The 13,621-nt window shown below is 35.4% G+C and carries 14 protein-coding genes; all 14 read left to right on the forward strand.

The features are described from left to right. Window positions 1-6: 6 nt before the first annotated feature. The 14 genes from BUA60_RS10550 to BUA60_RS10620 all read left to right on the forward strand — a co-directional run bounded on the left by BUA60_RS10550 (window position 7) and on the right by BUA60_RS10620 (window position 13,513). Window positions 7-918, forward strand: coding sequence for a helix-turn-helix domain-containing protein (locus BUA60_RS10550; RefSeq protein ID WP_072861751.1), 912 nt, complete (start codon window positions 7-9; stop codon window positions 916-918). 1 nt (window position 919) lies between these two features. Beyond that, complete coding sequence (locus tag BUA60_RS10555) at window positions 920-1,435, forward strand: hypothetical protein (protein WP_072861752.1); 516 nt, start codon at window positions 920-922, stop codon at window positions 1,433-1,435. A 206-nt stretch (window positions 1,436-1,641) separates the two neighbouring features. Then, the gene (locus BUA60_RS10560; RefSeq protein WP_072861753.1) at window positions 1,642-2,136 is read left to right on the forward strand and encodes a DUF7000 family protein; all 495 of its coding nucleotides are present in this window, start codon (window positions 1,642-1,644) and stop codon (window positions 2,134-2,136) included. A 177-nt stretch (window positions 2,137-2,313) separates the two neighbouring features. Continuing rightward, window positions 2,314-2,889 (forward strand): Crp/Fnr family transcriptional regulator, encoded by a 576-nt coding sequence (locus BUA60_RS10570; RefSeq protein ID WP_072861755.1) that lies wholly within the window; start codon window positions 2,314-2,316, stop codon window positions 2,887-2,889. Window positions 2,890-2,962: 73 nt separating this feature from the next. Continuing rightward, entirely contained in the window at window positions 2,963-3,466 is a 504-nt protein-coding gene (locus BUA60_RS10575; RefSeq protein WP_084532563.1) for a RidA family protein, read from the forward strand. A gap of 7 nt (window positions 3,467-3,473) precedes the next feature. Then, window positions 3,474-4,271, forward strand: a complete 798-nt coding sequence (locus BUA60_RS10580) for a type 1 glutamine amidotransferase domain-containing protein (protein WP_084532564.1) — start codon at window positions 3,474-3,476, stop codon at window positions 4,269-4,271. A 165-nt stretch (window positions 4,272-4,436) separates the two neighbouring features. Then, on the forward strand, window positions 4,437-5,201 hold the full coding sequence (gene map, locus BUA60_RS10585) for a type I methionyl aminopeptidase (protein WP_072861756.1): 765 nt from the start codon (window positions 4,437-4,439) through the stop codon (window positions 5,199-5,201). A gap of 193 nt (window positions 5,202-5,394) precedes the next feature. Further along, window positions 5,395-6,426, forward strand: coding sequence for a serine hydrolase domain-containing protein (locus BUA60_RS10590; RefSeq protein ID WP_072861757.1), 1,032 nt, complete (start codon window positions 5,395-5,397; stop codon window positions 6,424-6,426). 283 nt (window positions 6,427-6,709) lie between these two features. After that, window positions 6,710-7,936, forward strand: coding sequence for an FG-GAP repeat domain-containing protein (locus BUA60_RS10595; RefSeq protein ID WP_072861758.1), 1,227 nt, complete (start codon window positions 6,710-6,712; stop codon window positions 7,934-7,936). A 328-nt stretch (window positions 7,937-8,264) separates the two neighbouring features. Further along, window positions 8,265-8,609, forward strand: coding sequence for a cupin domain-containing protein (locus BUA60_RS10600; protein WP_072861759.1), 345 nt, complete (start codon window positions 8,265-8,267; stop codon window positions 8,607-8,609). 293 nt (window positions 8,610-8,902) lie between these two features. Further along, window positions 8,903-9,559, forward strand: coding sequence for an SDR family NAD(P)-dependent oxidoreductase (locus tag BUA60_RS10605; RefSeq protein ID WP_072861760.1), 657 nt, complete (start codon window positions 8,903-8,905; stop codon window positions 9,557-9,559). 316 nt (window positions 9,560-9,875) lie between these two features. Then, on the forward strand, window positions 9,876-11,642 hold the full coding sequence (locus BUA60_RS10610; RefSeq protein WP_245802529.1) for a Na/Pi cotransporter family protein: 1,767 nt from the start codon (window positions 9,876-9,878) through the stop codon (window positions 11,640-11,642). Window positions 11,643-11,827: 185 nt separating this feature from the next. Beyond that, window positions 11,828-12,478, forward strand: a complete 651-nt coding sequence (locus tag BUA60_RS10615; protein WP_072861762.1) for a peroxiredoxin-like family protein — start codon at window positions 11,828-11,830, stop codon at window positions 12,476-12,478. Between the two features lie 414 nt (window positions 12,479-12,892). After that, window positions 12,893-13,513 (forward strand): dihydrofolate reductase family protein, encoded by a 621-nt coding sequence (locus BUA60_RS10620; RefSeq protein ID WP_072861763.1) that lies wholly within the window; start codon window positions 12,893-12,895, stop codon window positions 13,511-13,513. Window positions 13,514-13,621 lie beyond the last annotated feature (108 nt).

Genomic DNA, 13,621 nt, shown 5'->3' on the forward strand with positions numbered 1-13,621 from the left:
TGTATTATGCAACATTTTAAAACATTATCATCATATTTGGATTATTTAGGGCTGCCTCGACCAGAGCACCCTATGTTGAGCGTGTTCAACTCAAAAGGCGATGGCTATTTGCCTTGTCCAAGAGAAAGTTCGCCACCCATTACCAATGATTGCTATTCCATTAGTTTTAAAAAATACGTAGAAGGTAATTTAAACTACGGACGGACAAATTATGATTTCACGAATGGCGCATTAATTTTCATTTCCCCAAGACAAGTATTACAATGGGACAACAGCGTAGTATTTGAACAAAAAGGGTTTTCTATAAACTTTCACGAAGATTTTTTGAAAGGAACGGAATTAGCCCATCAAATAAAAAAATATGGTTTCTTTTCCTATTCTGTAAATGAAGCATTACATCTTTCGCCAAAAGAAGAAAAGCAAATAGAATCAATTGTAGAAAATATTGAAATCGAGTATCAAAACAACCAAGATGCCTTTAGCAAAGAAATAATCGTTTCTCAATTGGACACCTTTTTAAAATACGCTAATCGGTTCTATGAAAGGCAATTTTTAAATAGGAAAGAAATATCCAACAATTTGCTAGAGCAATTTAATCAGCATTTAACGGAATATTTTGAATCCGGACAATTGCAAGAAAAAGGCATTCCCAGTATAGAACAAATCGCAGCTAAAATGTCGGTTTCGCAACGTTACTTAAGTGATACATTGAAAAAAGAAACAGGTAAAACCACAACCGAACATTTACACCTGCATTTAATAGATGAAGCAAAAAATATACTATTACAACCAAATAAAAGTATTTCAGAAGTGGCATATGAATTAGGGTTTGAATATCCGCCCTATTTTTCGAGATTATTCAAAAAGAAAGAAGGTATGAGTCCAACCGAGTACAGAGAAAAATATAAATTAAACTAAAATGGAACTATTAAAATTAGCCACAGAATGGGCAAAAGCCGAAGTCTTCTCAACACGTTTCTTCATTTTCTTTGCAATTTTATTTTTAATCGCAAGTATTGGATTTTGGCAGTTGGGAAAAACGGATCTAGCAAAAGCATACATAATTCCAACCTTGGTAGCTGGTTTGTTACTTATGACCATAGGACTTGGATTATTTTACACTAATAAATCAAGAATTACCCAATTTGAAAAAGCATTTAATACTGATGCATCTGCCTTTTATCAGTCTGAAATAGAACGTTCCGAGAGTACTTTAAAGGAATACACGGTTGTATTTAAGGTAATTCCAATTTTAATTATCGTAGCGGCATTAATAATTCTTTTTATTAGCACTCCAACTTGGAGAGCAATTGGCATTACAACCATTGCTATGTTGATAGTCATTTTATTAGTTGACGGAACCGCACACTCAAGAATTGAAGCCTACCATAAAGAATTGAAATTGGTGGATATTAAAAATGAAATAAAAAAATAATTACACACAAACATGTGTCTAAGCAATAGCGGTTCAGGTGCAAATCTGGACCGTTTTTCATTAAATTAAAGTATATTGATCCCTGAAAAGCAGTAGCTTAAAATCCGCTACTGCCCATGCACGAGACGGTTGCGGGCAAATTAACCAAACCAATCTAAAACGGATTATAAGACAAAGAATGACATATCAACAATGGAATAATAAAAATGAAAGACTTAAATCAATACGTTGAAATTTACAAAGAAGAACTTAAAAAAGGTGACATTCAGGAAGCCTACGTTGGACTTGTTAAGTATGTAACAGGACTTGGGACAACATTGTCCAAAAATCTTTCAGAACACTATTCATTTGGAAGTCTTTTTCAAGGGTATATGGACTATACCTATTTCTATTTCACAAACGACTTTTTGAAAAAGCGAAAGTTAAAAATTGGAGTTGTATTGAACCATTCAAAAATGCAGTTTGAAATTTGGCTTCTAGGTCAAACAATTCCAATTCAAGAAAAGTATTGGGAATATTTTAAATCGACACGGTGGAATAAAAATAGAACTACGAGACCCCAATATTCAATACTAGAAACTGCTATAATTCAGAATCCAGACTTCAATGATTTGGAAAAATTATCAAGGCAAATTGAAGACAAATTAGTGCTTGTGGCGGATGAGATTATTCAGGACATTAAAACGAGTAAACTCATCTAATGAGACAGAATAAACCAGCACCTAACAGCAGCTACCCAAAAGTGACGGTTCTGCGGTTAAATCAAGCTTTGTGCTTCCATCCAAGTTTGTGCTTGGTTGACAGTGAAGTGCTCCGAAATCATCACATTCAGGTAGCTGAAAACCGTTATGTATCATTAAAGAAATACGAAATCCAATTTGAAAGACCTCTATAATTTTCTTAATACTATTTCTCCAATTCAAGAAAACACTTGGAAAGAAGTAAAAAACCTTTTTAAAGAACATTCATTGAAAAAAGGTGAGTATTTTTTGAAAGAAGGTGCAGTAGCCAATAACTTTGGCTTTCTTAAAGAAGGAGTTGTTAGAGCGTTCTATCGTAATAATGAAGGAGCGGAATACAACAAACATTTCTTCACAAAAAACAATATGATCGGTGGCTATTCTTCCTTGGTTACCCAACTCCCAAATACCATAAATCAACAAGCTTTAACTGACTGTTGTCTATTAATAGCAAACTACAGAAAATTAACAGATTTATTAGACCAGCATCAAGACTTGGAAAGAATTTTAAGAAAAATTGCTGAACGCTATTTTGTTGATAAAGAAAAACGGGAAGTAGAAATTGTGTTGCTAGAAGCAAACAAACGATATGCTATTTTTCAAACAGAATATCCCGAATTAGAACAACTCATACCTCAGTACCACATTGCTTCTTACCTTGGTATAACACCCACACAATTAAGTAGAATTAGAGCCCAAAATAACAGGAGCTAGTTTTCTTTACATATGTAAATGTATACAAATCTTAAGTGTACTTCCTTTGAGCCATAATTGAAGTTCTAAAATTATGATAGGAAAAATAATGTCGTTTGCAATATTGCCAATATTGTTTTCGTGCACACAACCAGAAAACTTAAACACTCAAAAAAATAATATTATGGCTCAAGAAAAAAACATATTTATCAATCCAAAAGGATTATTTAACCCTAAATACAATGGCTTTTCTCACATCGTTAAAGTTCCAGAAGGAAAAAATTTATATTATTTCTCAGGTCAATGGGCTTCAAATGTTGAAGGTAAATTGGTTTCAAATAATTTTGAAGAACAAGTGAAGCAGACTGTTTCTAATGTTAAAACAGCTATAGAAGCAACAGGATTATCATTAGATGATGTAGTAAAACAGACTGTTTATATTGTAGATTTTACACCTGAGAAAAAACAAATTATGATAGACGAAGCATCAAAAGAATGGAGAGTGAAAAATTTTCCTGCCAGTACTATTATTCCTTTACCTCTATTGGCTACTGCTCCAAATTGTCAAATAGAAATAGAAATTATCGCATCCAAATAATCATAAAATGAAAAACATAATTTCAATAATAACATTGGCAATGATTACTAACTTATCCCTTTACTCTCAAAACAGGAAAATTCTTTTTGTTTTGAGTGCTGCAAACACTTTAGAGCTTAACAAAGGACAAAAATTAAGACAAACAGGAGTCTTTTTAAATGAATTATACTTGGCCTATAAATCTGTTTCGGAAAATGGATATACAGTGGATTTTGCCACACCAAATGGTGTTGTCGCGACCATTGATGAAGAAAGTACGAACGATAAGTATTGGAAAGAAATATTAGAAATAAAGAAGGAATCATTAGAATTTATAAAAAAAGATAATTCCTTCAATAACCCAATAACACTTGAAAATGCAATTGAAAATCAAGCTAATTATATAGGTGTAATTATTCCAGGTGGACAAGGTTTAATGATAGATTTAATAGAAGACAAAAATATTCCCATTCTTTTAAATCATTTTGCTAAAGAGAACAAGCCAACCGGACTTATTTGCCACGCTCCCAGCCTTATATTGACAATTGCAGTAGAAGAAAATCCATACATTGGATATAAAGTCAATTCTGTTTCACCTCTTGAAGAATTTGTTATTGAAAAATTCATAATGAAAGGAAAACCTAAAAACAGGAAAATAGCCCAGCAACTGAAAAAAATGGGATTAAAGTATAGAAGTGGTCTACCGAAAGCAAACTTTGCTTTAATAGATAGAAATTTAATAACTAGTCAGAATCCATTTTCAAGTAGCTCTTTTAACATCCTTTATTTAGAAGCGTTATCGGGATATTTAGAATCAAAAAAATGAATAGATAAAAACGCTACACAACAATTTATATAAAATAAAGTAGTCCAGGTGCAAATCTGGACCGTTTTTCATTAAATTAAAGTATATTGACCTCTGAAAAACAGTCGCTTAAAATCCGCTACTGCCCATACACGAGGAGTTATAGCCAATTAAAATGAACATATGATGTCCATAACAAAAGAATCTGAATTAATAGGAATGAAAAAAATTAGTGAAGTTGTAGGAACTACACTAAAATTGATGAGAGAACATGCTAAAGTTGGCATGTCGACTAAAGAATTGGATGAGTATGGAGGAGAAATTTTAAAAAGTTTTGGAGCCAAATCAGCACCATATGAAACTTACGGATTTCCTGGTTATTCTTGCATAAGTGTAAATGATGAAGCAGCTCACGGAATACCTTCCGAGAAAAAAATATTGAAAGAAGGGGATTTAATTAACATTGATGTTTCTGCGGAACTAAATGGTTTCTGGTCCGACAATGGAGGCTCTTTTGTACTGGGCAAGGACATTCATAATCACCAACCTCTTGTTGACGCTTCTAAAAACATTTTACGTAAAGCAATAGGGAACATTAAAGGCGGAGTAAAAATTTCTGAAATCGGATATTTAATAGAAACGGAAGCCAGAAAATCAGGATTTAAAGTCATTAAAAACTTGGCTGGTCACGGAGTGGGTAGAAGTCTGCACGAAGAACCAGAAAATATTTTAAACTATAGAGTTAGAACCAATCGAGAAAGGTTTAAAAAAAATACCACTGTCGCGATAGAAACCTTCATTTCAACAAAATCTACCGTTGCTGTAGAATTAAATGATGGTTGGACTTTAGTTGGCAATAAAGGTGGATATGTAACACAACACGAACAAACAATACTTGTAACAGATAACTATCCAGTCATTTTAACAGCATCTAATGAAATCTGGAATTAATTGACTGGCTACAGCAAGGGCTATAATTTAGTCCTACCCTATTCAAAATAGAAAATTTATTACTTTTAATACGGCATGGTTCCGATCTAGAAAAACCCCACCACGCCCAAAAGCTTGGCAGGCCAGATTTCCCAGACCGCAATCATAGTCTTGACCGTTGTGGCTAATTAAAAAACTGTCGTTCAAGAATATTATGACTAAGAAAAAAAAGACCTTAATAATCAGAATCATTTTGTTCGTTGGAACGGCAATTTCCATGTTTTTTGTGCCATGGCTTTTGGTCAAGGCATGGATACTTCCTTTACCTGATACAGTTCAAGAACAGTTGGATGAGGCCATTGGTCATGGATTTGATGGAATGATCGTTTATGTAGACCAAGCAAACAAGCCACCTCAGTTTTTTGCTTCCGGTTGGCATAATCGAGAATCTAAGATACCTGCAAAAGCTGACGCACTATTTAAGATTGCCAGTATTAGCAAACTCTATGATGCTGTGGCCGTTACTAAACTGGTTAGTGCTGGCAAGCTGTCATTGGATAAAACAATAGCTGATTATTTACCAGAACTTTCTGGAAGAATTGAAAACGCTGAAAAAATAACCTTGAGGTTAATGATTCAGCATAGAAGTGGTATTCCCAATTTTACGAATGCTCTAAATTTTTGGGCAAACCCAACAAAAACTTTTGAAGAGAGTCTTGCGTTGATTTTGGACAAACCAGCCAATTTTGAACCCGATGAAGATTATGAATACTGTAATACAAATTATCTTTTAATCAATAAGATAATGGATGATGTACTTGGTTATAATAACTTTCAATTCATTAAAGAAGAAATTCTTATACCACTAAATCTTAACCATACCTTCGGCTCATTAAGTGAAGTAAATATAGACGATGTAATGAGTGGCTATCATGTTGGACATCCTTTTGATTTAAAAAATGATGAACATGGTATGCTTGCTACCGCTGAAGACGTGGGTATGTTCATAAGAGCATTGAATGATGGATCGGTATTTAAACAGGGAGAAAAGGAAATATATACTTCTATTTATGAGTATGAACATTCTGGTTGGGTTCCTGGATATCAGAGTTTCGCAAAATATTACAAAGACATTGATGCTGCCATTGTTGAATTCTACAGCACAACTGATTCTAAATTGTACAATTGGAACTTATCAGAAATAATAAATAACAGAATTGGAAAAATAGTTAAAAATAAAAACTAGCCGTTACAAGGTGTGTAATCCTTTGCACATAAGTTGCTTTTTGGAAACTTAGTTTTATAGTACAGTACCGCTTCCTACTCGAGAAAGTTATGCTTCTTTTGAAAAAAGAATAACCGATGATTAAATTCTTTAGAATGCCGAACTGAAAGTAAAGGCCTAGTAGACCTTTGATAGTGGGCAGCCAGGTGGAGGGCAGGTAAAAAAACAATACCTCTCTACGCTTAGCTAAGCCATTACCACCAATCGTTAGACTAACTAAATCTTTATCAGAAATAGAATTATTATGCACAAAATACTTGCATTATTTATGGTAGTAGCTTTGAAGGTATCCACACTCCCAGCTCAAAACACCGCGTGGAACAGACATGTCATTGATTCCACAAACAGCGGAGCCGATGGGGTAAGGATAGCAGATGTGAATAATGATAATTTGCCCGATATTACCACTGGTTGGGAAGAAGGAGGTTATACTAAAGTATATATTCACCCAGGATTCGATTTGGTAAAACAAAAATGGCCATCTGTTAATGTTGGAAGAACCCCAAGTGTGGAGGACGCTGTATTTGTGGATTTGGATAACGATGGCGCATTGGATGTAGTGAGCAGTACCGAAGGGGACAATAAGAGGATTTATTTCAATTGGGCTCCTAATAATGCCATTGACTACCTCAATGCAGAAAAATGGAAGTCTCAGATACTTCCTGCTTCAGAAAAAGCCATACAATGGATGTACGCTTGGCCAATACAAATTGATGGAAAAAACGGAATCGATTTAGTGGTTGGTGCTAAAAACAAAGATGCAAAAATTGGTTGGTTTCAAGCACCCAAAAATACAAGAAAAATTTCCGATTGGAAGTGGTTTTCAATAAGCCCTGCAACATGGATTATGTCCATTATGTCTAAAGACATGGATGATGACGGTGATATGGATATTGTGGTGTCCGACCGTAAACAGGGGGAGACACAAGGAGTACGATGGCTGGAAAACCCAGGTAAAATTGGAAAACAAAAAAAAGAATGGGTCAATCACTTTATAGGATGCAAAGGCCTGGAAGTCATGTTTATGGACCTGACCGATTTGGATGGAGATGGCCTTGAAGATGTTATCGTAACGGAGGCAACTACCCGTAAAATAGTATTCTTAAAACGACTCGACAAAACTGGTCAAAATTGGAAGAATTATTCTATTGACATTCCTGAATATATGGGCAAACCAAAATCTGTAGCAGTTGGTGACATCAACATGGATGGAAAACTTGATTTGGTACATTCATTCGAAAAAGCAGATGAGGAAATTGAAGGGGTGTATTGGTTGTCTTATAATAACGCCCCTACTGATTCTGCATGGCAATGGCATAAAGTTAGCGGCCCTATAGGTATTAAATACGACCGGGTTGAATTAGTTGATTTAGACGGTGACGGTGACCTGGACGTACTAACGTGTGAAGAAAATTATGGTGCTGACAGTAAAGGTTTAGGTGTTATTTGGTATGAGAATCCTCATAATTAAGCCAATTGGTAGAATCTTAGTTACAAAAAAACAACTTTAACGGTAGTCAATAGTTAACACAAAATGTCGACCAAAGAAAATTACAGAAATAAAATTGGCACAATTTTGCAACATATGTAGTTCTTATAAAAATTTTTGTTTGGATGTTTACCCCATATTGTACCGTCGAACTACAACAGTTGGTAACATTGTATAAAATAATAGCCGGGACAGCAGTATATTCAAGAGTGGTTTCTACTTCAACTTTTTGGCAACTTGATTTAAAGTGCCACACAGTTGGCTATTAATCATGTACAAACGTTGTGCGACATTTGAAAAACTATTTGAAATGAAAAAATCTAAGGAAAATAGCGAACATTATAATTGGGGAGATAATTGTAGCGGATGGCATTTGGTGAAATCCAAAAGTTTGAGTGTAATAGAGGAAATGATGCCTCCAAAAACTCAAGAGAAAAAACATTATCATAGTAATTCCCAACAATTCTTCAGAATTTTAAACGGAAGGGCAACTTTCGAAATTGAAAATGAAATAATAGAAGTGGAAAGTGGAAACGGAATCCACATTCTGCCGAAAACAAAACACCGAATACGGAATGACCAATCAGAAAATTTGGAATTTATCGTGATTTCGGAACCAACAACTCGTGGAGACAGATATGATCTGGACGAATAAAAAGGCACAAAACAATGTAAAACGGTTATTACGGCGTCCCTATAGCTATCAGGACCAACCAGTAACCAATGACTTGAATTAAAAATTATTGTTGGACAAATAATTTATGAAACTGTTGTCTGCAATTGAAACAGGGAATAAGGGAGTTTTAATAAGGGTCAATAAATTAGAAACGAGTATTGCTTCTCAGTAGGTATTACTCGAAAGTGAAAAATAGCGAAAGAACAACACCCTATATAATTAACAAATCTGGGTTGCTTGGTTTACTTGCATCTAAAAAATACTAATCGAAAATGAAAACTGGCATAATCACTGGATGTAGTAGAGGAATTGGATTTGCAACAGTCGACCTACTGACCGATAATAATATAAAAGTTATTGGAACTTCAACTTCGGGAAGTTGCTCCATTTCAAAACCGAACTTTGAATGCTATTCATTAAATCTTGCTGAAAGTAAGTCAATAGAAAAATTCATTAATATTATTGACAACAGAAAAATTGACTTTCTAATTAATAATGCTGGAATTTTGTTGGAAAAATGGAATGAATCCGCCATAAACCTCGAATATTTAAGACAAACATTTGATGTGAATTTATTTGGAACAATTGAGTTGACCGAAAAATTGATTCCAAATTTTAATAAAAACGGACAAATAATCAATATTACTTCAGATTGGGGATCGTTCAGCGAAAAGAACTTTGATGAATTTCAACCTCACTATAAAATGTCCAAGTCTGCCTTGAATATGTACACAAAACTTCTGGCAAAAAGACTTGAAAAACAAAATGTGATTGTTTCGTCTTTGGACCCGGGTTGGACTCAAACGGATATGGGCGGAAGTGATGCTACCAGAGAACCAAAAGAAGTTGCCAACGACATTATGAACTTACTAAACAAGAGTCCTGAAAGCGGTAACTTTTGGCATCAAGGTAATATTAGAAAATGGTAAATACGCTACAAAACTATACATATCCATAATTTGGTGCATTGTTCACTTCGCTCGGAACAGCAGATTCCACAACCTTATCACTTCGCTCCGGGCAGACTCAGTTAATCCAGCCCGCTAGAATAATTTTGTCGGGCCGCTCTGAATAGCTAATGTCTATGCTTATCCTAAAAACATTAACTTATATTCAGTAATTCAAGCTTATGCGAAACCTTACCCGCAAGCATCTAAAAGCATAAAATATGTTATTAAAGAGGTAAGCTGAAATTATTTCCTATTTTTAAATTATTAATCATAACAAAACTCAAAAAAAGGCAAATTGAAAAAAATATTACTAATCAGTAGTCTAATTCTTTTGGGGATGTTACTGTTTATGAACCCAACAGTAAAAGAGATTGCTGCAGGAGTAGCAATTTTACTCTTTGGTATGATTATGTTGGAAGAAGGGTTTCACTCCTTTGTTTCCGGTCCACTACAAGTTCTGCTCAAGAAATCTACCGATAAGCTGTACAAAAGTATAGGCTTGGGATTTTTAAGTACCGCAATCCTGCAATCCAGTTCATTGATTTCTGTAATTCTCATTTCTTTTATTAGTGCCGGTCTTCTTGAACTTAGGGCTGGAATTGGGATAATTTTTGGTTCAAACATTGGAACAACAGCAACCACCTGGCTGGTATCTACGCTTGGCCTAAAAATAGATATTGCCGGTCTTGCAATGCCTATGTTGGCATTCGGGATTGTGTTGGTATTGCAAAAACCAAAAAAACTAAAAGGCATTGGCCAGATCTTGGCCGGTTTAGGATTTTTCTTCATGGGCATCTATTTCATGAAAAATGGTTTTGATGTCTATAAGGACAATATCAACCTTGCTGACTTTGCCATTCCTGGAGTCTTGGGCTTGCTAGTATATACTTTTATTGGGGTGTTGATAACCATGATATTGCAATCCAGTAGTGCCACCATGGCCCTGATTCTTACAGCATTGGCAGTTGGTCAGATTACCTATACCAACTCATTGGCACTGTCTATTGGAGCAAACGTGGGCACTACTATAACCGCTATAATAGGTTCCCTTGGTTCCAATACTTCCGGGAAAAGGCTGGCGGGTGCACACTTTATATTCAATATCGTAACTGGATTGATTGCACTGGTATTTATTGGTTATTTGGGACAACTGGTGGATATAATCTCTGAGTGGGTGGGTATAGCCCAATCCAATTACACTTTTAAACTGTCCGTATTTCATAGCATATTCAATGTCCTTGGAGTCATCATCATGATACCCTTGATCAACCCATTAATCAATATCCTGCACCGGGTATTCAAGTCTACCGATGAAGAAGACATCATAGAACAACCTCAGTTTTTGGATGAAAATGCATTGGCCTATCCGCAAACTGCCTTGCTTGCTTTGCGTAACGAAACCAAACGTTTATTTGAAAAAGCCGCCTTCACTATCATTCCCCATGGTATGAATATTCACCGGACCGATCTTTTTGGAGAAGAAAAAATAAAGGAGGTGGTAAAAAAATCGAGAAAGGAGATTGAAGTGAACATTGAAGAGTTGTACCTGCGTAAGATAAAGACCATTTACAGCAAAATCATTGAGTTTACCACCTTGGCGCAATCCCGCTCTTCCGTTTCTCCTGAATTGACCAAACAATTTGCACAAATTAAATTGGCCAGCAGAAACATTGTGGAGGCCATCAAGGCCTTAGAGGAAATCAGGAAAAACATGAACGTACATCTTTTCTCTGAAAATATGCATATCCGGCATGAATATGATCTATTGAGGCAGAAAATTTCCAAAATCCTTAGAGAATTATATTTATTACAAAAGAGCCCAGAGCCAACCCTGCACCTTAAGAATCTCAAAAAATTAAAATCAAAAGCTGAAAAGAGCGATATCCTGTTGGATGGAACGCTGGATCAGCTGATCAAGGAAAGTAAAATTCCCAGTTCAGTGGTTAGTTCCTTGGTCAACGACAGCCATATTGTAGCCTTAATTTCAAAAAAGCTGATTGAAGCTGGTGAATTAATTTATATTAGCCAAGACACCATGGATCTCACAGAAGTTAATCCCTGATATTAATAATTAAGGCCTAATTGGAATCATTGGAAATGGGTCAACCGGGAACATTCCGTATATTGTTTATACCAGCACGCCATTTACGCTCAGTTTGTAGGTAATTAAAATGATACTTTGAAGTTGGTCAGGATATATATTAAAACATTGTAAGCTAAGAACAGAGGTATAATTAAAATAATTAAATGAAAAAATTAAAAGAACTTACTGATGCAAAAATTGCAGCTGGACGACAAGCCAATCCTGAGTTCATGAAAGGTGTTGATGATATCATTAAACAAGAAAAAGCCTTTGAAAAAGGGAAAAATGCCATTAAAATTGGACAGAAAGCTCCTAGCTTTGAGCTCCCTGATCCTGAAGGAAAATCAATATCATTAAATTCTTTATTGGAGAAAGGTCCTGTTGTTATTACATTTTATAGAGGTAATTGGTGTCCTTACTGTAATCTGCAGCTCAGGGCCTTGCAAGCTAGACTAGATGATATCTATGCATTAGGTGCCACATTGGTTGCCATTAGTCCACAAGTACCGGATGGATCATTGACCAAAGATGAAATTAGTAAGATGGACTTTATTGTCCTGTCCGATCAAGACGCAAAGGTGGCTTTGCAATATGGTGTTGCATGGGAAGTACCTGAGTTTTTAATGGAACACATGAGAGTAGATCGTAAACTCGATTTGGATAAAATAAATAATGGTAAGGGTAATGTATTGCCAATTCCAGCAACGTTTATATTGGGACGGGACGGAGTAGTTACATGGAGCTATGTAAACGTTGATTATAGAACTCGTTCGGAGCCCGACGAAATAATTGAAGCCTTGAAAAATTTATCCTAAGAACGTATCCATATTTAGCGTTGGCCGTTATTTGTCTACCTTAAAAATAATCCTAATTAAGAGATATATTGCTCGTTATTTTTTTCTGAATTAATACTGTCCACTACACGTTGAACGAATTGCTTGCCTAAAAAACCCTTCCTGCCTTTTAGCAGCTTAGGGCTTTATTTACTAAATTTAGTATTAACTTAAATGCCTGTGGAAGGTAGGAAAACGTTTCATAATCAAATAGAGGCGGTGGTTGGAACCAACTGAATGAGTTGAACAAATCAAAAAGGTCGGAGGAATAATCCATTTCGATTCCAATGTTGATCTGAAAGAACTCTATGATAAAAATGGAATTGATGTTTGTGTATTTGCCGACCCTTAACGGACACAAATTCAACTTGCTCTTTAATGATATAAAATATAGTAATGAGTAAAATCATCTTTGACAGCGGAATATCCCTTGATGGCTTTTTTGCAGGTGATAATAGAGGGCCAAACAATCCAATGGGCGGCGTTTCTGGAAAACTACATCAATGGATGTTTAAACAAAAAGCATTTTGGAAACAAATAAAAATGGAGGGCGGTGAAGAATATGGCGAAGATAGTAAGTTGATTGAAGATGTGTTTGCAAGGACAGGTTCCTATATAATGGGAAAACGAATGTTTGATGAAGGTGAAGTAGTTTGGGCCGAAGATTTATACGAAGCGGATGTTTATGTCCTGACACACGAAAAACGGAAGCCTTGGGTTCAGAAGGGTACCACAACTTTTTATTTTATCAATGACGGTATAGAAAGTGCCTTGGAAAAAGCAAGATATTCGGCAAATGGAAAAGACATCAGGATACAAGGTGGTGCTAATACTATCCAACAATTTCTAAACGCAGGACTTGTAGATGAGTTTTTTATTCACATTGCACCTGTATTTTTGGGTAGTGGCATCCGATTGTTTGACGGCATTGACAAAGACAAATACGATATTGAAATTCTAGAGGTTATTCCATCAAACCTGACTACACATCTGAGATTTAAAATGACGAAAAAATAAAAAACTACTTAAAACACCCTGAACAGGCTTTTAGTCCCTCGACATGCAGGCGTAGGAAAACTATCTGCATACACCTGCTATGGCAACCCTGCACCATCAATTCTGCTT

It is taken from the genome of Arenibacter palladensis, from assembly GCF_900129275.1.
Lineage (GTDB): Bacteria > Bacteroidota > Bacteroidia > Flavobacteriales > Flavobacteriaceae > Arenibacter > Arenibacter palladensis.